Origin of the sequence: Vibrio sp. D3, assembly GCF_043995865.1 — a bacterium.
GTDB lineage: Bacteria > Pseudomonadota > Gammaproteobacteria > Enterobacterales > Vibrionaceae > Vibrio > Vibrio diabolicus.
The window spans coordinates 634,593-653,269 of the sequence record NZ_CP171887.1; the positions used below are offsets into that span (position 1 = coordinate 634,593).

Sequence of the window (18,677 nt, forward strand, 5' to 3'; positions counted from 1 at the left end):
ACGAGAATTACGGTAAGTATTGTGGCAAAAACAATTCAAGCAATTCGAGGCATGAACGATTGCCTCCCAACTCAGTCGCCACTGTGGCAAAAACTAGAAAACACAGTGAAAAATGTAATTAGCGCATACGGTTATAACGAAGTGCGCATGCCAATCGTTGAAGAAACAAACCTATTCAGCCGCGCTGTTGGTGAAGAGACAGACGTCGTTTCAAAAGAAATGTACACCTTTGATGATCGTAACGGAGACAGCCTAACACTTCGCCCTGAAGGTACTGCGGGTTGTGTACGTTCATGTATTCAAAACAGTCTGATCAACCGTGATGAACAGCGTCTGTGGTACATGGGGCCTATGTTCCGCCATGAACGTCCGCAGAAAGGTCGTTACCGTCAATTCCACCAGTGTGGTGTTGAGGTGTTTGGTCTAAATGGTCCAGATGTTGATGCAGAGCTTATCATGATGACGGCTCGACTATGGCGTGAGCTAGGTATCAATGAACATGTTCGTCTTGAGCTGAACTCTATCGGTTCTCAAGAAGATCGCGCAGACTACCGCACTGCACTGGTTGCATTCCTTGAGCAACATATTGATGTGCTAGACGAAGATTGTAAGCGTCGCATGCACACGAACCCACTGCGTGTTCTGGATACGAAGAACCCTGACGTTCAAGCTATTTTAGGTGATGCACCTCGACTTTCAGATTACTTAGGTGAAGAATCTAAAGCACACTTCGCAGGTCTATGTGAACTTTTAGACGCTGCAGGTATCGAATACACAGTTAACGAACGTCTAGTTCGTGGTCTGGATTACTACAACCGCACGGTATTTGAATGGATCACTGAAAGCCTAGGTGCTCAAGGCACCGTTTGTGGCGGTGGACGTTACGATGGTCTTGTAGAGCAATTAGGTGGTAAACCAACACCAGCCGTTGGCTTTGCAATGGGCCTAGAGCGTCTTGTTCTGATGCTAGAAACACTAGAACTAACAGACGTTCGTCGCAGTGTGGATGTTTATGTAGTAACAGCAGGCGAAGGCACCATGATGGCAGGAATGAAGCTAGCAGAGCAGCTTCGTGAGTCTATCCCTGGCGTTCGTGTGATGAATCACTTCGGTGGCGGTAACTTCAAGAAACAGTTTAAACGCGCAGACAAAGTTGGTGCTGTTGTAGCATTAGTTCTGGGTGAAAACGAAGTTGCGGATAATACCGTAGTACTGAAAGATTTGGCCGGTGGTGAGCAAGAGACTTACAACCAAGCAGAAGTTGCAGAAAAGATCGCAGCACTGATTTAAGTCTTTTAGTAATCTAACAAAATTACATCCTAGTTCGTAAGCTAAGGCTCCCAAATGTGGAGCCTTTAAACGAAATAGGAACAATGGCAGCTAAGCTGCCATTTACATGTTTTAAGAGGACAGGAAGTGGAACTTTACGATACTGAAGAACAACAAGTTGAAGCCATTAAAGACTGGTGGAAGGAAAACGGCAAAGCCGTCATCATCGGTGCGGTTGTTGGCTTAGGTGGTCTATTTGGCTGGCGTTACTACCAGGATTCTGTGATTCAGGCGAGTGAAGCAGCTTCTCAAAGCTACACGACAGCAATGAATGCTTTGCAAGACAAAGGCACTGATGCTCAAGCTGACGTGAAAGCTTTCATTGAGTCAAATGAAGTAAAAGAATATTCAGTATTGGCTGCGCTACAACTTGCTAAAGCACAAGTTGAAGCTCAAGATCTTTCTGCTGCATTAGAGCAATTGAAGTGGGCGCAAAGCAACACTCAAGATGCTGCGCTGTTACCATTGATTAGTTACCGCATTGCGCGCATTGAAACGGAAATGGGTAACTTTGACGCTGCAACGGCTGAACTAAGTAACGTCACTGATGCTGCATGGACAGGTCGTATTGCTGAACTTCGTGGCGATATTGCGATTCGCCAAGGTGACAAAGATGCCGCATATGCTGCTTATACTGAAGCTCAGCAAGCGGCAGACGCAAGCCCGACGCTACAAATGAAATTGGACGATCTGGCGAAATAAGGACCGCATTGGATGAAAAGAGTCTTTAACAAAGCCTTGTTAGGGGCGCTAACAATGGGAATTCTTGCCGGTTGTGCTGGTGAGAAAGATACCATTGTAATGGCGCCACTACCTCAGGTAGACAGTGAGTTTACAACCAGTAGTGAGTGGAGCACATCGGTTGGCGATGGTGTTGGTCATTACTTTTCAAAGCTATCCCCTGTATTTGCGAATGATACATTGTTCGTGGCAAGTCGCGATGGCTTAGTAAAAGCGCTGGATCCTGAAAACGGTAAACAACGTTGGCAAACGGACCTAGAAGAAGATGTCATTGCTCGTCTCTCTGGTGGTATCACAGCCGCATACGGAAACCTTTACATTGGCTCTGAGAATGGTGAAGTCATCTCTCTTGACCAAGAAACAGGTGAGATTGTTTGGCGTGTAAAAGTTGGTGGTGAGGTACTGGCGAAGCCAGTTGCAGATTCAGGCCTTATTATCATCAATACTAGCCGAGGCATGTTGATTGCCCTTAATGAGAGTACAGGTGAGCAACGCTGGGCATTGAGTACAGAAGTGCCGAACCTAACTTTACGTGGCGACAGTACTCCGACTGCAATTGGCGGCGGTGTATTTTGGGGAACGGCAAATGGCCGACTCGCAGCTGCTATCGTTGAGCGTGGTCAGTTGATTTGGCAACAGCCTGTTGGTACGCCAAAAGGCGCGACAGAAATTGATCGTTTGGTTGATGTTGATTCATCGCCAATTGTGCTAGGCGGTACTCTTTTCACCATTGGATACAATGGTCAACTTATCGCCATTGATTTGCGTTCAGCGAACCCGATTTGGAAGCGTAATTACTCATCTGCAACAGACATTTCTACAGATGGTAGCCGCATCTTTGTGATAACGGAAAAAGATCATGTTGTTGCCGTTGATTCACGAAGTGGGACTGAGTTGTGGGAAAACAGCTTGCTTGAGCACCGACAACTTACAGCGCCAGTTATTATCGGCAATTATCTCGTTGTCGGTGACACGCTTGGTTACCTTCACTGGATGGATCGTTCAACGGGCGAATTTGTTGCGCAGCAGTTTATCGATGATAGCGGCTTGGCCGTTGGCCCGACGTTATTGTCGGATGGTTATGTGATTACAACTCGCAACGGCGATGTAAAGAAACTAACCATTAACGAATAATATCGTGATATAATTCACATTCGGCTCCTGGCTGGTGACAGCTAGGAGCCGTTTTGTTGTTTGAATTTATTAACCCTGACGTGGTTATAGGTAAAAAGCTGGTTTGATTTGGCATCGAGCAAGTCGTTACCTATAACTACAGAAGAAAGATTATTGTAGAGGTTGTTATGGTACCTGTTGTAGCTCTAGTAGGGCGTCCGAACGTAGGTAAATCTACACTATTTAACCGATTGACTCGCACTCGTGACGCGTTGGTTGCGGACTTTCCAGGCCTAACGCGAGACCGTAAGTATGGCCAGGCGAGACTTGGTGAAGAGCACGAATTCATTGTGATTGATACCGGCGGTATTGATGGCACAGAAGAAGGCGTGGAAACAAAGATGGCAGAACAGTCATTAGCCGCGATTGATGAGGCTGATGTTGTATTGTTCCTTGTTGACGGTCGTGCTGGTCTGACACCTTCAGATGCAGCAATTGCTGCGCATCTGCGTAAAATTGAAAAGCCAGCGATGCTGGTGGTAAACAAAATAGATGGTATTGATGCCGATGCGGCGTGTGCTGATTTTTGGCAGCTCGGCGTGGATGATATGTACCAGATTGCGGCCGCTCATGGCCGTGGTGTGACCGCTCTGCTTGAGCGTGCTTTATCTCCATTCTTTGATGATCTACTAACAAGTGAGTCTGAAGACGGTGAGATTGAAGACCTGACTGGATTCGAAGACGAAGAGCCTCTTGTTGAAGATTACACTGAAGAAGACGCAGAAGCTGAATTCAAGCGCCTTCAAGAGCAGCCGATTAAGTTGGCGATCATCGGTCGTCCTAACGTAGGTAAATCGACACTGACTAACCGTATTCTGGGTGAAGAACGTGTGGTTGTATACGATATGCCTGGTACGACGCGTGATTCTATCTACATCCCGATGGAGCGTGATGGACGCGAATACGTACTAATTGATACCGCAGGTGTTCGTCGTCGTGGTCGTATCAATGAAACGGTTGAAAAGTTCTCTGTTGTTAAGACGCTGAAAGCGGTAGAAGATGCAAACGTCGTTCTACTGGTGATTGATGCTCGTGAAAATATTTCAGACCAAGACCTAAGCTTGCTTGGTTTTGCACTGAATGCTGGCCGCTCAATTGTCATCGCCGTTAACAAGTGGGATGGTCTAGACAGTGACGTGAAAGAAAGCGTGAAGAAAGAACTGGACCGCCGTCTAGGATTCGTCGATTTCGCGCGTATCCACTTTATCTCTGCGCTGCACGGTACTGGCGTTGGTCACTTGTTTGAATCTATCCAAGAAGCATATAACTCGGCGACAACGCGCGTGGGTACGTCAGTACTGACGCGTATCATGAAGATGGCAGTGGATGATCACCAGCCGCCAATGGTTCGTGGTCGTCGTATCAAACTCAAATACGCACACGCAGGTGGTTACAATCCACCGATCGTTGTTATCCACGGTAACATGGTTCGTGAATTGCCAGATTCGTATAAACGTTATCTGATGAACTACTTCCGTAAGTCTCTGGAAATTATGGGAACACCGATTCGCATTAACTTCCACAACAGTGATAACCCATACGAGAACCGTACGAATAAGCTTACGCTATCACAAGAGCGTAAACGTAAGCGTATGATGTCGATGGTGAAAAACCGCAATAAATAATGAAATTCGAATACCCAAGTTTCTACTTGGGTATTTTTTTATCAAAAGTAATCGTAAAAATGACTATCACAGCAACAAAGACTCGTTTTTGTCATCAAACATGGCAATTAGAAGCACAAATACAGCTCGTTCAATCTACGGAAGAAGTGACTTACGTTATTACAGATTTCACGCCGTTCCATCCCGTTAGTCACATATGGCCGGATCACCCTGCAGACAAAGGAACGTTGAAGGTGAATGGGGCTGAGCATGAAGTGATAGATTGCCAAGTGGGCGCAGTAGAGCAGAAAAGTGGTGCTCTGTATGTGGGTAGTGACATCCCTGTAAAGCGTGATGCTGAAGGTTGGGTGTTTGTCGTCGTGCATGTTTTATCACGTACGGAATCACTTGCAATTAATGACTTGGTGACATTAGCGGTAGATAAAGACTATCAAAATGCTTTGAGCCGAGGCCACACTGCAGGACACTTAGCGTATTTGGCGTTGAATAAAGTGCTAGCGGAAGACTATTGGCGAAAAGACGCAGACCGCAAAGACCCACATGGTTATTATGACTTTAATAGCTATGCACAAGTTACGAGTTATGTTACTCCAGACAAGTGCCTCGATACGTACCGTTTAGGCAAAACACTCCGTAAAAGAGGATTAAACAGTGCAGATATGCTGAATGACCTCCAGGCGATTGCAGAAAAAGTGAATGGCCAACTGGTTGAATGGCTTCAAAGAGATGCGATGATCACCATGGAATGCCACGGCGATAGATTAACGGATTCTCGCTATTGGAAGTGCGATTTAGGGGAAGGTCAATTAGCGGTAATCCCTTGTGGTGGAACGCATGCGAGCCATTTAAATGAGTTTGCTTTTATCCAAGTTAAACTCGTTGAGCTCGACGCTCAAACTATCGAAATGCACACCAATGTAAACACTGCTTTCTGAATAAGATCTTTTTATTAAATTCTAATTTTTTGTTTAATTAAATTTAAATTAGGTTTTTTATTCTGCCTTAAATTGGAATGCAGAATATGTAACTTATGCTTTCGGTGTGTGGTTATATAAATATTCTTTTAAGGGGTGATCGCTGATCAAGGAGTAAATATCAGACGATCAGTATAAGATCCTACTTATCAAGTATGGTTAGCGCCTCGTGAAACTTGTTGGGGCGGTGATGAAGATCAACATACTTGTTCGTTATTTTGAGTAGCATGCGTTAATCGAAATTGCTTAGTTTAGAGAGAGGAACGGGATATGCAGCAGAACATTTGCCCGACTTGCAATGTCGAACTGGAATGGACAGGACAATACCATTGTGCACAGTGTGAATCGGATTTTAAAAAAGTAGGTTTTTGCCCTGATTGTGAGGCGGAGCTGGAGAAGCTGCAAGCATGCGGTGCTGCGAGTTACTTTTGTAATGTGTGTAATGAACTCAAATCAAAATCACGTGTCCGATTTGAGTTCCAGAAAATCAGTTAACCAGAGTTTGTATTCAGTTAACGGTAGAGCGAACGTCGCCTTCGGCTAATCGAGTAATCAATACATCTCCCGATTTTACATCTGAAGATTGAGTAATCACTTTACCTTGCTCAGTTTGAGTAATTGAGTAACCTCGTTTCAATGTCGCTAGCGGGCTGACAGTGTCTAACTTCTCTGCAGCAATCGCGAGTTGATGGCGAATAGTCAGTAACTTGCGATCCATTGCATCCATGAGCTTTTGCTCAACACGTTCTAGCTTCGACTTCTGCTCGCTAAGGCGTGTTACAGGAGAGTTCAATTGCAGCCGATAATGTTGACGCTCGATTCGCTGTTGACGCAAGGCAATAAAACGACTCATCGCTCGCTGTAAGCGCATGTCCAAATCATCTAACTGTTGAGTCTGGCGTTGCAAGCGATAGCTTGGGTGCTGTCTCTCTAGACGGTGCATTAATTGCGCAGATTGCTGCTTTTGCTGTGCTAGGTAGTAACGCATCGCGCTCGCTAACTTATGCTGGCGGGTAACTAAAGCTTGATCTTTGTGGCTGTTATCACGACTTACTAGCTCAGCGGCCGCTGATGGAGTAGGTGCACGTACGTCGGCGACAAAATCTGCTATTGTCACGTCGACTTCATGTCCAACGGCGCTAATAATAGGAATTTGGCTTGCTGCAATCGTGCGAGCTAATATCTCGTTGTTAAAGCACCACAAGTCTTCTAATGAACCACCACCTCGGCCCACAATTAGCACATCACATTCATCACGGCTGTTAGCGCGACCAATGGCTTGTGCAATTTGAATGGCTGCGTCCTCACCTTGTACTACTGTCGGATAAATCACAACGGGTAGGGAAGGATCACGACGTTTCAATACGTCTAAGATATCGTAAAGCGCGGCACCAGTTTTCGATGTGATGACGCCAACACGTTTTGGGTGTTCAGGCAAAGGTTGCTTATTGGTTTGAGCGAACAACCCTTCTGCGGCAAGCTTCATTTTCAGCTCTTCAAACTCTTGCTGAAGACGGCCGTCACCTTCCGGTTGCATGCTTTCGATGATCAATTGGTAGTCACCGCGAGGCTCATAAAGAGAAAGACGAGCTTTTACTAGGACTTGATTACCGTTAGCAGGCTTGAAAGTAACGCGGCGATTGTTACCACGAAACATGGCACATTTAACTTGAGCGCGAGAGTCTTTAAGAGTGAGGTACCAGTGACCAGAGACAGGAGCTGAAAAGTTGGATATCTCTCCGACGAGCCAAACGATCCCCATTTCGTTTTCAAGGAGTAAACGAACTTCTGCGTTGAGACGAGAAACAGTAAAGATGTTTTGATTGGTCTTGGAGAGCACAGCTAATCTCTTAGACGTGAGTATGGAAATTAGCGGCAATATAATACATAGCAAGGGGGTAATTGCAAGAAAAAAATTAAAAAATTTGTGGTCAAGCGATTGCGTTAACCGTATAATCCCTCCGCAATATCTAATCCAAATGTAGCTTGTTGTTAACACAGGTTACCCTCATTATGCGAAACGATGAGATTGGATTGTTCTTTTTACTCCTCTAATTGTGAGATATTGCAAATGCTAAGAATTGCCAAAGAAGCGCTGACATTCGATGACGTACTACTTGTGCCAGCACACTCCACCGTTCTCCCAAACACAGCTGATCTTCGCACTCAGCTAACTAAGAACATCACCCTAAACATCCCAATGATTTCAGCGTCTATGGACACTGTTACTGAAGCTCGTCTAGCGATCGCGCTAGCGCAAGAGGGTGGCATTGGCTTTATCCACAAGAACATGTCTATTGAGCAGCAGGCAGCCGAAGTTCGTAAAGTTAAGAAGTTCGAAGCTGGTATGGTGACTGACGCGGTTACAGTAAACCCTGACGCGACCATCGCTGATGTTGTTGCACTCACTGAAAAGCATGGTTTTGCAGGTTTCCCTGTTGTCACTGAGAGCAATGAGCTTGTTGGTATTATCACTGGTCGTGACGTTCGTTTTGTGACGGATCTTTCTAAGAAAGTATCTTCAGTAATGACGCCAAAAGAGAAGTTGGCAGCGGTTAAAGAAGGTGCTACACGAGAAGAAGTGCAAGAGAAAATGCACGAAGCTCGCGTAGAGAAAGTATTGGTTGTGAATGATGAGTTCCAACTAACCGGTATGATTACTGCGAAAGACTTCCACAAAGCAGAACGTAAACCAAACGCATGTAAAGATGAGCGTGGTCGCCTACGTGTTGGCGCAGCAGTTGGTGCTGGTGCTGGTAACGAAGAGCGAGTTGCTGCACTAGTTGAAGCTGGCGTTGACGTTCTACTTATCGACTCTTCACACGGTCATTCTGAAGGTGTTCTAAGCCGCATTCGTGAAACACGTGCAGCTTACCCAGATCTAGACATCATCGGTGGTAACGTAGCAACAGGTGCTGGTGCTAAAGCACTAATCGAAGCTGGCGTAAGCGCAGTGAAAGTTGGTATCGGCCCTGGTTCTATCTGTACAACTCGTATTGTAACGGGTGTGGGAGTTCCACAAATCACTGCAATCGCAGATGCGGCAGAAGTTGCTAATGATTATGGTATTCCAGTTATCGCTGACGGTGGTATCCGTTTCTCAGGTGATATCTGTAAAGCAATCGTAGCAGGCGCATCATGTGTGATGGTTGGTTCTATGTTTGCAGGTACTGAAGAAGCGCCGGGTGAAGTGATTCTATACAACGGCCGTTCTTACAAGTCTTACCGTGGCATGGGTTCTCTTGGTGCAATGTCTCAAGGTTCTTCTGACCGTTACTTCCAGTCTGACAACGCAGCGGACAAGCTAGTACCAGAAGGTATCGAAGGTCGTATCGCATACAAAGGCCGTCTAAAAGAGATCGTACACCAACAAATGGGTGGTCTACGTTCAAGCATGGGTCTAACTGGCTCTGCAACTATCGAAGATATGCGTACGAAAGCTGAATTTGTACGTATCTCTGGTGCTGGTATGCAAGAGTCTCATGTACACGATGTTCAAATTACTAAGGAAGCACCGAACTACCGTCTAGGGAACTAATTACCCAACGGAAACGTTTGCTTTTTCCTTGAAGCATTAAGAAGAGGCGAGTACACTCGCCTCGGTTTTAATCACTTAGCCTTAAAAAGACTGCTCAAAATGACTAAAAATATCCATGACCAACGTATTCTGATCTTGGACTTCGGTTCTCAGTACACTCAATTAGTAGCACGCCGCGTACGTGAAATCGGCGTTTACTGTGAACTATGGAGCTGGGATGTAGAAGAAGCGGATATTCGCGAATTCAACCCAGATGGCATTATCCTATCTGGCGGTCCAGAAAGCGTAACGGAAGAGAACTCTCCACGCGCGCCTCAATATGTATTTGACTCTGGTGTTCCTTTACTTGGCGTATGTTACGGCATGCAAACTATGGCGGAACAACTAGGTGGCAAAGTAGCAGGCTCTAACGAACGTGAGTTTGGCTACGCTCAGGTTAAAGTTTCTGATGAATGTGCCCTATTTAAAGATCTTGAAGCAACTCAAGACGTTTGGATGAGCCACGGCGACAAAGTAGTAGAGATCCCAGCCGATTTCGTAAAAGTTGGTGAGACAGACACTTGTCCTTACGCTGCGATGGCGAACGAAGAGAAGAAATACTACGGCGTTCAGTTCCACCCAGAAGTGACACACACAAAAGGTGGCCTACAAATGCTTGAGAACTTTGTTCTTGGCGTATGTGGCTGTGAGCGTCTATGGACATCGGAATCTATCATCGAAGACGCGGTTGCTCGCATTAAAGAGCAAGTGGGTGACGACGAAGTTATCCTAGGCTTATCTGGTGGTGTGGATTCATCTGTTGTTGCGATGCTGGTGCACCGCGCAATTGGCGACAAGCTAACGTGTGTATTTGTCGATAACGGTCTACTTCGTTTAAACGAAGGCCAACAAGTGATGGATATGTTTGGCGATAAGTTCGGCCTAAACATCATCAAAGTTGATGCAGAAGATCGTTTCCTTGAAGCACTGAAAGGCAAGTCTGACCCAGAAGAGAAGCGTAAGACAATCGGCCACGTATTCGTAGATGTATTCGATGAAGAGTCGAAAAAGCTAAAAAATGCAAAATGGCTAGCGCAAGGTACCATCTACCCAGACGTAATCGAGTCTGCGGCATCTAAGACTGGTAAAGCGCACGTGATCAAATCACACCACAATGTGGGCGGTCTACCAGATGAAATGGAAATGGGTCTTGTTGAGCCACTACGTGAGCTGTTCAAAGATGAAGTACGTAAGATTGGTCTAGAGCTAGGCCTGCCTTATAACATGCTTTACCGCCACCCATTCCCAGGTCCAGGTCTAGGTGTTCGTGTTCTTGGTGAAATCAAGAAAGAATACTGTGACTTGCTACGTCGTGCTGATGCTATATTCATTGAAGAGCTTCACGCTGCAGACCTTTATGACAAAGTATCTCAAGCGTTCACGGTATTCCTACCAGTTCGCTCTGTAGGTGTAATGGGCGATGGCCGTAAATACGACTGGGTTGTATCACTGCGTGCAGTAGAAACCATCGACTTTATGACTGCCCATTGGGCACACCTACCATATGACTTCCTAGGTAAGGTATCTAACCGTATTATCAACGAAGTTGATGGCATTTCTCGTGTTGTTTACGACATTTCAGGTAAGCCACCAGCGACTATCGAGTGGGAATAATTTTCCTCTAGACTGTTGAGTTTATAAGAACCAGCCTCCGGGCTGGTTTTTTTGTGCTTCAAATTTGTGAAGAGGGGACTCAACTTTTTATAGGAGATATATACATGCGATAAAGTTAAATATATATTCACTTTAGTTGTTTAAATATTATAAATGGTATTGCTATGGAACAGGCTGAAGTTACCTCTCTCATTCCCATCCTTATTACTCTTTTCCTCGCTCTGACGACGAGAAATGTCGTCGTTGGTTTATTCGCTGGTGTGGTCAGTGGCGTCGCTATGCTTGAAGGGACATTTGTCGAAAAAGGACCACTAGACTCGTTTAGTGCGTTGATGAAAAGCTATCTACTGCCGCAACTTACCGATAGCTACAACGCTGGTGTGATTTTGTTATTAGTGTTCATTGGTGGTTTCGTTGCGCTGATGGAAAAGTCTGGTGGTGGTGTTGCTTTTGCTAAAAAGGTTACTCAATGGGTGGCGAGTAAATGCCAAGCTCAACTGTCCGCATGGTTTGGTGGTGTGGTTATTTTCTTCTCTGACCTTGGTACACCGTTGATTGTTGGTCCTGTTTTTCGCCCTTTATTTGATAAGTTAAAAGTATCACGCCAAAAATTAGCTTTTATTATCGATTCTACTTCCTCTCCCGTCGCAATCTTGATTCCTTTTATCGGATGGGGCGTTTACATCATGGGGTTGATTCAAAAAGAGTTTACTGCCCTGAATGTCAGTATGAGTGACTGGGATGCTTTCATTGGCGCGATCCCGTATCAGTTTTACGCCTTTCTTGCGATCGCGATTGTGCCGATTGTCTCTTTCTTCAAATTAGATTTCGGACCGATGGCGAAGGCTGAACAACTAGCAGAGCAGGGTTCCGACTTTGGGAAAGTGCAGGAGTCCATGAATGTGTTTACGCATAAAAATGCAAAATCTAGTTTTGTATGGGCACCTTTGCTCGTTATGCTGGTGGTTTTATGTACCATCCTCGTACCACACGGTTTTCCATTTCAAAAAGTAGCAGGCTCAACGTTCAGGGCTGCACTTTCTTCGGCATATTTCTTCGCAGCCTTTACTTTGATTGCGCTGATGGCGTTTTATGGCGTAAGAAAACTCTCTGATGGCATTCAGGTTTACCTAAAAGGGATGTCGAACATGATGTCTGTAGCCGTGATTTTGGTATTGGCTTGGGCACTTAGCTCGGTTGGGAAAGAATTAGGTGCAGCTGCATACATTGCTGAACAAGCTCAAGCCGGTTTCCCGTATTGGCTATTGCCAGCAGTCGCCTTTTTGCTTGCTGGTATTATTTCGTTCGCTACGGGATCATCTTGGGGGACGTTTGCCATCATGATGCCATTGGTGATCCCAACGGCCGTCGCGATTGATGCTCCTTTGTTAGTTTGTATTGGTGCGGTGTTATCTGGTGGCCTGTTTGGCGATCACTGCTCGCCAATCTCTGAAACTACGATTTTGTCGTCAACAGGAGCTGGGTGTGAGCAGTATGAGCACTTCCGAACTCAGTTACCTTACGCATTACTCAATGGAATGATTGCATTAGGGTGTTTCCTTTTAGCTGGAATCAACGCTTCGCCAGTGATTGTGCTTGCCGCCATTGTTGCCCAGTGTGTGGTTTATTTTGTGTTGTCTAAACAAAAATCAACCGCGAAGCTAGACGTGGTTTCGGCAGAACAATAAAGATAGAAATATCATAAAGCGGAGGCTCATTGGGCCTCCGCTTTTCTTTTGAGTCAAGGTAACATTTTTCTTGTGACAAAATGTGTGCGAGGACTTATTTATTCATTTTGTCTCGCAGAATCAACGCACTTAGCTCGGCGTTTTGTATATATGATCCACTATATGTCTAGTTATTCCTTGTATATTGTATTGTTAAAATCCGGAGACTAGACATGTTTGCACTCAAACATCTTCCTCTTGCATTGAGTTGTGTCCTAGCTGCACAAGCGAATGCGAGTATGAATATCCAGCCCGATCCGCTAAATCCGAATGGTTATGTCATTGCTCGTGGTGACGTTCAAGCCGTAGAGCAAAGCAAAACCTCTGATCCTATGTATGCTATTTGGTCACAAGCACTAGAGACGCGCCCGAACTCAGTGGTGGAGGCGATTGTTCCTGGAGCAGCAACCAATCCAGAAAACGTGAAGCGTGTAGAGCGTGTGTTCCCTGAAAGTGAGTGGGACTTCCTGACTCAAATGGCGGCACCTGAATACACTTACACGCGTTTCCTACGTGCAATTGGTAAGTTCCCAGCATTCTGTGGTGAGTATACGGATGGTCGAGATTCGGATGCGATTTGTAAAAAATCGATCGTGACAGCCTTTGCTCACTTTGCGCAGGAAACTGGTGGTCATATTTCGATTGATAACGTATCGGATAACCCTCTTGGATTGGAAGAGTGGCAGCAAGCTTTGGTTCATGTGCGTGAAATGGGCTGGTCAGAAGGTCAAGAAGGTTACACGACCGGTTGTGGTCAGAATGACTGGCAAAATAAGCGTTGGCCATGTGAACCAGGACAAGGTTACTTTGGACGTGGTGCTAAACAGCTTTCTTACCATTTTAACTATGGCGCGTTCTCTGAAGTGATGTTTGATGGTGATGCATCTGTATTGCTAAAAAATCCAGGCTTGGTTGCGGATTCATGGCTGAACTTGGCATCGGCTATCTGGTTCTTCCTAACTCCACAAGCACCGAAACCAGCAATGCTACATGTGATTGACCGTACTTGGGTGCCTTCACAGCGTGAGCTTGATGCTGGCATTGGTTACGGCTTTGGTACCACCATCAACGTGATCAATGGTGGTATTGAGTGTGGTGAGCAAAACAAGGATAAAGGTCAACCTGTTAACCGTATTCGTTATTGGGAAGGTCTTGCCGCCCATTATCAAATTCCAATTGAAGCTGATGAAACAAACACTTGTTGGCAGCAGACGCCTTACGGCAGTCTGAACCTAAATGGTGCGACAGACGTGCTTTACACCAACTGGGATGGTAACTGGAAATACTACTCAGATCGCCCTGGAGGCCATTCGTTTGAATGTGAGTTGGTTGGTTTCCAAACGGCTTACTCTGCGCTAGTTGCGGGTGATTACGAGAAGTGCGTAACTAACTTCTACCAATCTCATGCGGGTTGGCCTGAAGTTCGTGTGGTTGACAAGTTAGATCCTGTAGATCCGGTCGATCCGCCTGTAGGTGGCGTGGCAGCTTGGGATGCAAGCAAAGTGTACAACACTGGTGATCAAGTCTCTTACCAAGGTGCTGTTTACGAAGCGAAATGGTGGTCACAAGGTAATGAGCCAACGAAAGGCGACCCGTGGAAGCTGGTCTCAGGCACTCCGACAGAGCCGCCTACAACGGAACCTGAACCACCAGTGACTGAGCCAGAGCCGCCCGTCACAGAACCGGAGCCACCAGTAACCGAGCCAGAACCACCAGTGACAGGTAATTTTATTCAGTGGGAGCCGGGCGTAACGCAAGTCGCTAACGGCGATAAAGTGACGTACCAAAACAAATGCTTTGTCGCAAAAAACGGCCCTGGAGTGTGGGAAAGCCCAACGCAAAGTAACTGGTTCTGGGACGAGATCTCTTGCCTGTAGTTGATTGAAAAGTAGTCTAACCATCTATAAAGACTCTGCTTTTTAGCGGGGTCTTTTTTTATTTGAGCGGTTGCTTATTTATGGAATCTAAGTTTTCAATAACAGTTTTTCTCTTTTGTTCTGGGGCCCATTAAAATTCGCGCGCATTTTTTATCAACATTTTTGAAAAAAGGTATTTGTACATGTCGACAAAACTGGCTAACCCAGCACCGCTAGGTCTAATGGGTTTCGGTATGACCACTATTCTGCTCAATATTCATAACGCAGGATTTTTCCCAATTGACTCTATGATTCTAGCGATGGGCATCTTTTACGGTGGCCTTAGCCAAGTAATCGTTGGCATCATGTGCTTTAAACGCGGCGACACGTTCGGCACAACTGCGTTTACTTCTTACGGTCTATTTTGGCTAACACTAGTAGGCTTGATCGTAATGCCTTATATGGGTCTTCCTGCAAGCCCAGCAAGCTTTATGGGTTGGTACCTAGCGCTTTGGGGCATCTTCACTGGTTTCATGTTCATTGGTTCTCTATGCTACCCAACAGCGAAGCAAGTGGTATTTGGTTCTCTAACCATCCTGTTCTTCCTACTCGCAGTTCGTGACTTTACTGGTAGTGAAGTGATCGGTGCTATCGCTGGTTTCGAAGGTATCTTCTGTGGTGCAAGCGCGATTTACTTCGCAATGGCACAAGTACTAAACAACGAATTTGGTCGTGAAGTTCTACCTGTAGGTAAAGCAAAAATCGCTCGTAAAGTTGAAGCTGTCGCTGCTTAATCCTTTACACATAATGCAGAAAAGGGGATTAACCAATGGTTAATCCCCTTTTTTATGCCCTTAAACGGACCACTGCTTTTTCTTGTTTATGCGTTAAGGCTATGTTGATGGTTGTTCAACAGTTTCTGTAGTACTGTTGTCTGCCGTTGGCGCCTTACCCGTTTTACGCTTGTACTTATCTTCCCAGTAATCTGCGCCTTTAATGCCTAGCGCTACAGGGTTGAATGTAAAGTCGGTCACACCACGTTTTTGTTGTTCTTCGTAATCGTTCAATGCTTTGAGAGCAGGTTTCGACATAAAGAAGATGATCAAAATACCGACGATGTTAAGCCATGCCATTAGACCTACACCTACATCACCCATCGCCCAGGCTAAGTTGGCGGTTTTCACGGTTCCGTAGAACACGGATGAAATAATGATGACTTTCAGAATAAACATCAGCCCATTTACTTTGAATGTACGACGAATGTAAGCAATGTTCGTTTCTGCAATGTAGTAATAAGCTAGAATGGTCGTAAACGCAAAGAAGAAGAGTGCGATTGCGATGAATGGCTTACCCACACCAGGTAGCGCACTTTCGATCGCCATTTGCGTAAATACAGGACCATTCGCACCAATATCAGCCGGTAGGTTTTGAATTAGGAACGTACCTTCAACTGCACCATTTACGTTGTACGCGCCAGTGATAAGAATCATAAACGCGGTTGCTGAACACACAAGTAGTGTATCGATGTAAATAGAGAAAGATTGAACAAGACCTTGCTGAGCTGGGTGATCAACACTCGCTGCAGCTGCAGCGTGAGGACCTGTACCTTGACCTGCTTCGTTGGAGTAAACGCCACGTTTTACACCCCAACCGATTGCCGCACCAACACCTGCCATTGGTGTGAACGCGTCACCAATGATCATGCCGAAAATGCGTGGAACCTCACCAATGTTTAGTAGGATGATGACAAATGCAGTGATGATGTAAGCCAGCGCCATAAATGGCACAACGATTTGGGTAAAGTTTGCAATACGTTTTACGCCACCGAAGATGATGAAGGCCAGAATGACACAGACAACCGTACCAGTGAAAATTTTAGCAAAACTGAAGGTACCAATAGCGGTTTCAATCATGTCACCTGAGCCAAATGCTGCTTCTACTGCGTTACCGATGCTGTTCGATTGAACGCCAGGAAGTAGAACACCACATGCAAAGATGGTCGCGATAGCGAAGATCCAAGCGTACCATTTTTGTCCCATTGCTTTTTCAATGTAGTAAGCAGGGCCACCACGGAATTCACCTTCGTCTTCTTCTTTATAGATTTGCGCAAGTGTCGACTCTGCGTATGCGGTTGCAGCGCCAAAGAAGGCAACGACCCACATCCAGAATACGGCGCCTGGGCCACCGAAACCGATAGCGGCAGCAACACCAGCAATGTTACCTGTACCTACACGGCCAGATAGTGAAACGGCAAGTGCCTGAAATGATGATATCCCTTTTGTTGAACTCTTCCCTGAAAGTAATAAGCGCCACATCTCAAAGAAGTGACGAATTTGTACAAAACGCGTCATGATTGAATAGAACAAACCTGCACCAAGGCACAAATAGATCAGTACCGGGCTCCAAATAATTCCATTCAGAAAATCAACTAATGACTGCATGAGTATTTTCCCTGTTAGTTGTGTTTGTGGTTGTTTTTCACACAATACATTACCCTTTATGTAATGCAATTGTTAATTTTTTTGGCTATAAATCCTTTGTAGCGTGATGGTGAACACAGAATGGAGAGTGATTGTTAAAATTTAGTTCTTGTTGCTTATTTGCTCCTTTGAGGTATAAGATTTGTCTGATGATTAAATATGCAGCACATTGTCATTAAAATGTGCTGCATATTTGATGAGTTAAAAATGTCAAATAATATGCATTTTGTGGAGTAAAGGCCTGTTTGTTTTTTATGCAGATATGTCCTTATGCATAACGGCAAAGGTTAAGCTCTGTGTCATCCATCACTTTCGCTTTTTCACCAGCCATAATGCTCGCTAGTAATTGACCAGAACCACAAGCCATAGTCCAACCCAGAGTGCCGTGTCCGGTGTTAGTAAAAAGGTTATCGTATTTAGTTGCGCCAATAATCGGTGTGCCATCAGGCGTCATTGGTCTAAAGCCACTCCAAAACTCGGCTTGGCTAAAGTCGCCGCAGCGAGGGAAAAGATCACGGATGACCATTTCGATGGTGTTTTTTCGTTTTTGCGGAAGGGAGGCATCAAACCCTGCTAATTCTGCGGTGCCCGCTACGCGAATTCTGTCATCAAACCGAGTCATGGCGACTTTATAGGTTTCATCCATCACAGTAGATCGAGGAGAGAAGTGCTCATCTTCCATTGGGATGGTGAGCGAATAGCCTTTTACTGGATAGACAGGAATCTCAATGTCGATTTGCTTGAGTAGCGCTGTAGAATAGCTGCCAGAGGCAACCACATATTGGTCCGCTTTAAACTGTCCTCGATTCGTTTGGACACCTATGATCTTTTTGCCTACTGTAACCCAATTGCTTACTTCGGTGTCGAACTCGAACCTCACGCCATGGGCCTTAGCGAGTTCTGTTAGTTGTTGGCAAAACTGATAGCAATCGCCTGTTTCGTCATCTGGCAGGTGCAAGCCACCAACCAGTTTATCTTTCACAAGATCCAGTCCAGGTTCTTGTTCAATGCAGCGTTCTACGTCCATCAACTCAAACCGAGTCCCGCTTTGCTCTAGAAGCTGCATATCCTTTTCAATGGCTTGCAGCTGTTGAGGCGTTCGAAATACTTGCAAGGTGCCGAACTGGCGACCTTGATATTCAATGGCATGTTCTTGACGTAATTGTTCCAGACACATACGACTGTGGTTAGCTATCGAAAGCATGCGAGCTTTGTTGACTTGGTAGCGAGACAGGGTGCAGTTGGCCACCATCTTACTTGCCCAACTGATCATATCGGCATTGAGGGTTGGTTTGATTTTGAGTGGAGCATGCTCTTCCATTAACCACTTTATGGCTTTAACAGGAACACCAGGCGCAGCCCAAGGCGAAGAATAGCCGTACGAGATCTGCCCAGCATTGGCGAAACTTGTTTCCATTGCACTGCTTGGTTGACGGTCAATAACCGTAACTTGATAGCCTGCTTGAGATAAATACCAAGCAGAGGTTAAGCCGATGACGCCGCTGCCTAATACGATGACTTCCATTGATGTACTCCACACATTTATCTGAGTGGTTAGTTTCTTTTCTTTACCTTTTGTTA

At 45.5% G+C, this 18,677-nt stretch carries 14 protein-coding genes; 11 read left to right on the forward strand and 3 right to left on the reverse strand.

Annotated features, from left to right (window positions below):
- The first annotated feature begins 21 nt into the window (after positions 1 to 21).
- The 6 genes from hisS to ACHFJ9_RS10995 all read left to right on the forward strand — a co-directional run bounded on the left by hisS (position 22) and on the right by ACHFJ9_RS10995 (position 6,337).
- Positions 22 to 1,290: a histidine--tRNA ligase gene (gene hisS / locus ACHFJ9_RS10970; protein ID WP_046874336.1), complete on the forward strand. Its 1,269-nt coding sequence runs from the start codon at positions 22 to 24 to the stop codon at positions 1,288 to 1,290.
- Positions 1,291 to 1,416: 126 nt separating this feature from the next.
- The gene (locus ACHFJ9_RS10975; RefSeq protein ID WP_005391529.1) at positions 1,417 to 2,031 is read left to right on the forward strand and encodes a YfgM family protein; all 615 of its coding nucleotides are present in this window, start codon (positions 1,417 to 1,419) and stop codon (positions 2,029 to 2,031) included.
- 12 nt (positions 2,032 to 2,043) lie between these two features.
- Complete coding sequence (bamB, locus tag ACHFJ9_RS10980) at positions 2,044 to 3,204, forward strand: outer membrane protein assembly factor BamB (protein WP_256955765.1); 1,161 nt, start codon at positions 2,044 to 2,046, stop codon at positions 3,202 to 3,204.
- 167 nt (positions 3,205 to 3,371) lie between these two features.
- Complete coding sequence (gene der, locus ACHFJ9_RS10985) at positions 3,372 to 4,868, forward strand: ribosome biogenesis GTPase Der (protein WP_046874335.1); 1,497 nt, start codon at positions 3,372 to 3,374, stop codon at positions 4,866 to 4,868.
- Between the two features lie 59 nt (positions 4,869 to 4,927).
- Positions 4,928 to 5,803, forward strand: coding sequence for an alanyl-tRNA editing protein (locus ACHFJ9_RS10990; RefSeq protein WP_145474395.1), 876 nt, complete (start codon positions 4,928 to 4,930; stop codon positions 5,801 to 5,803).
- Positions 5,804 to 6,112: 309 nt separating this feature from the next.
- Positions 6,113 to 6,337 carry a zinc ribbon domain-containing protein gene (locus ACHFJ9_RS10995; RefSeq protein ID WP_012842112.1) on the forward strand — a complete coding sequence of 75 codons (225 nt, stop codon included), beginning with the start codon at positions 6,113 to 6,115 and terminating at the stop codon, positions 6,335 to 6,337.
- Positions 6,338 to 6,350: 13 nt separating this feature from the next.
- Here the strand turns inward: ACHFJ9_RS10995 and xseA are convergent, their stop codons facing one another.
- Positions 6,351 to 7,682, reverse strand: coding sequence for an exodeoxyribonuclease VII large subunit (gene xseA / locus ACHFJ9_RS11000; RefSeq protein WP_395356823.1), 1,332 nt, complete (start codon positions 7,680 to 7,682; stop codon positions 6,351 to 6,353).
- 231 nt (positions 7,683 to 7,913) lie between these two features.
- On the opposite strand from xseA, the gene guaB reads away from it, so the two are divergent.
- The 5 genes from guaB (at position 7,914) to ACHFJ9_RS11025 (ending at position 15,410) form a co-directional block, all read left to right on the forward strand.
- Positions 7,914 to 9,380: an IMP dehydrogenase gene (guaB, locus tag ACHFJ9_RS11005; protein ID WP_005391524.1), complete on the forward strand. Its 1,467-nt coding sequence runs from the start codon at positions 7,914 to 7,916 to the stop codon at positions 9,378 to 9,380.
- A gap of 99 nt (positions 9,381 to 9,479) precedes the next feature.
- On the forward strand, positions 9,480 to 11,033 hold the full coding sequence (gene guaA, locus ACHFJ9_RS11010; protein WP_395356825.1) for a glutamine-hydrolyzing GMP synthase: 1,554 nt from the start codon (positions 9,480 to 9,482) through the stop codon (positions 11,031 to 11,033).
- A 164-nt stretch (positions 11,034 to 11,197) separates the two neighbouring features.
- On the forward strand, positions 11,198 to 12,721 hold the full coding sequence (locus ACHFJ9_RS11015) for a Na+/H+ antiporter NhaC family protein (RefSeq protein WP_074190951.1): 1,524 nt from the start codon (positions 11,198 to 11,200) through the stop codon (positions 12,719 to 12,721).
- A gap of 212 nt (positions 12,722 to 12,933) precedes the next feature.
- Positions 12,934 to 14,637 (forward strand): chitinase, encoded by a 1,704-nt coding sequence (locus ACHFJ9_RS11020; protein WP_395356827.1) that lies wholly within the window; start codon positions 12,934 to 12,936, stop codon positions 14,635 to 14,637.
- Positions 14,638 to 14,819: 182 nt separating this feature from the next.
- Positions 14,820 to 15,410 (forward strand): acetate uptake transporter, encoded by a 591-nt coding sequence (locus ACHFJ9_RS11025; RefSeq protein WP_395356829.1) that lies wholly within the window; start codon positions 14,820 to 14,822, stop codon positions 15,408 to 15,410.
- 99 nt (positions 15,411 to 15,509) lie between these two features.
- Here ACHFJ9_RS11025 and ACHFJ9_RS11030 read toward each other — a convergent pair whose 3' ends face one another.
- Both ACHFJ9_RS11030 and ACHFJ9_RS11035 read right to left on the reverse strand, forming a co-directional pair.
- Entirely contained in the window at positions 15,510 to 17,057 is a 1,548-nt protein-coding gene (locus tag ACHFJ9_RS11030; RefSeq protein WP_012842106.1) for an alanine/glycine:cation symporter family protein, read from the reverse strand.
- Between the two features lie 307 nt (positions 17,058 to 17,364).
- Positions 17,365 to 18,621, reverse strand: a complete 1,257-nt coding sequence (locus ACHFJ9_RS11035; RefSeq protein WP_182036882.1) for a D-amino acid dehydrogenase — start codon at positions 18,619 to 18,621, stop codon at positions 17,365 to 17,367.
- Between the last annotated feature and the right edge of the window lie 56 nt (positions 18,622 to 18,677).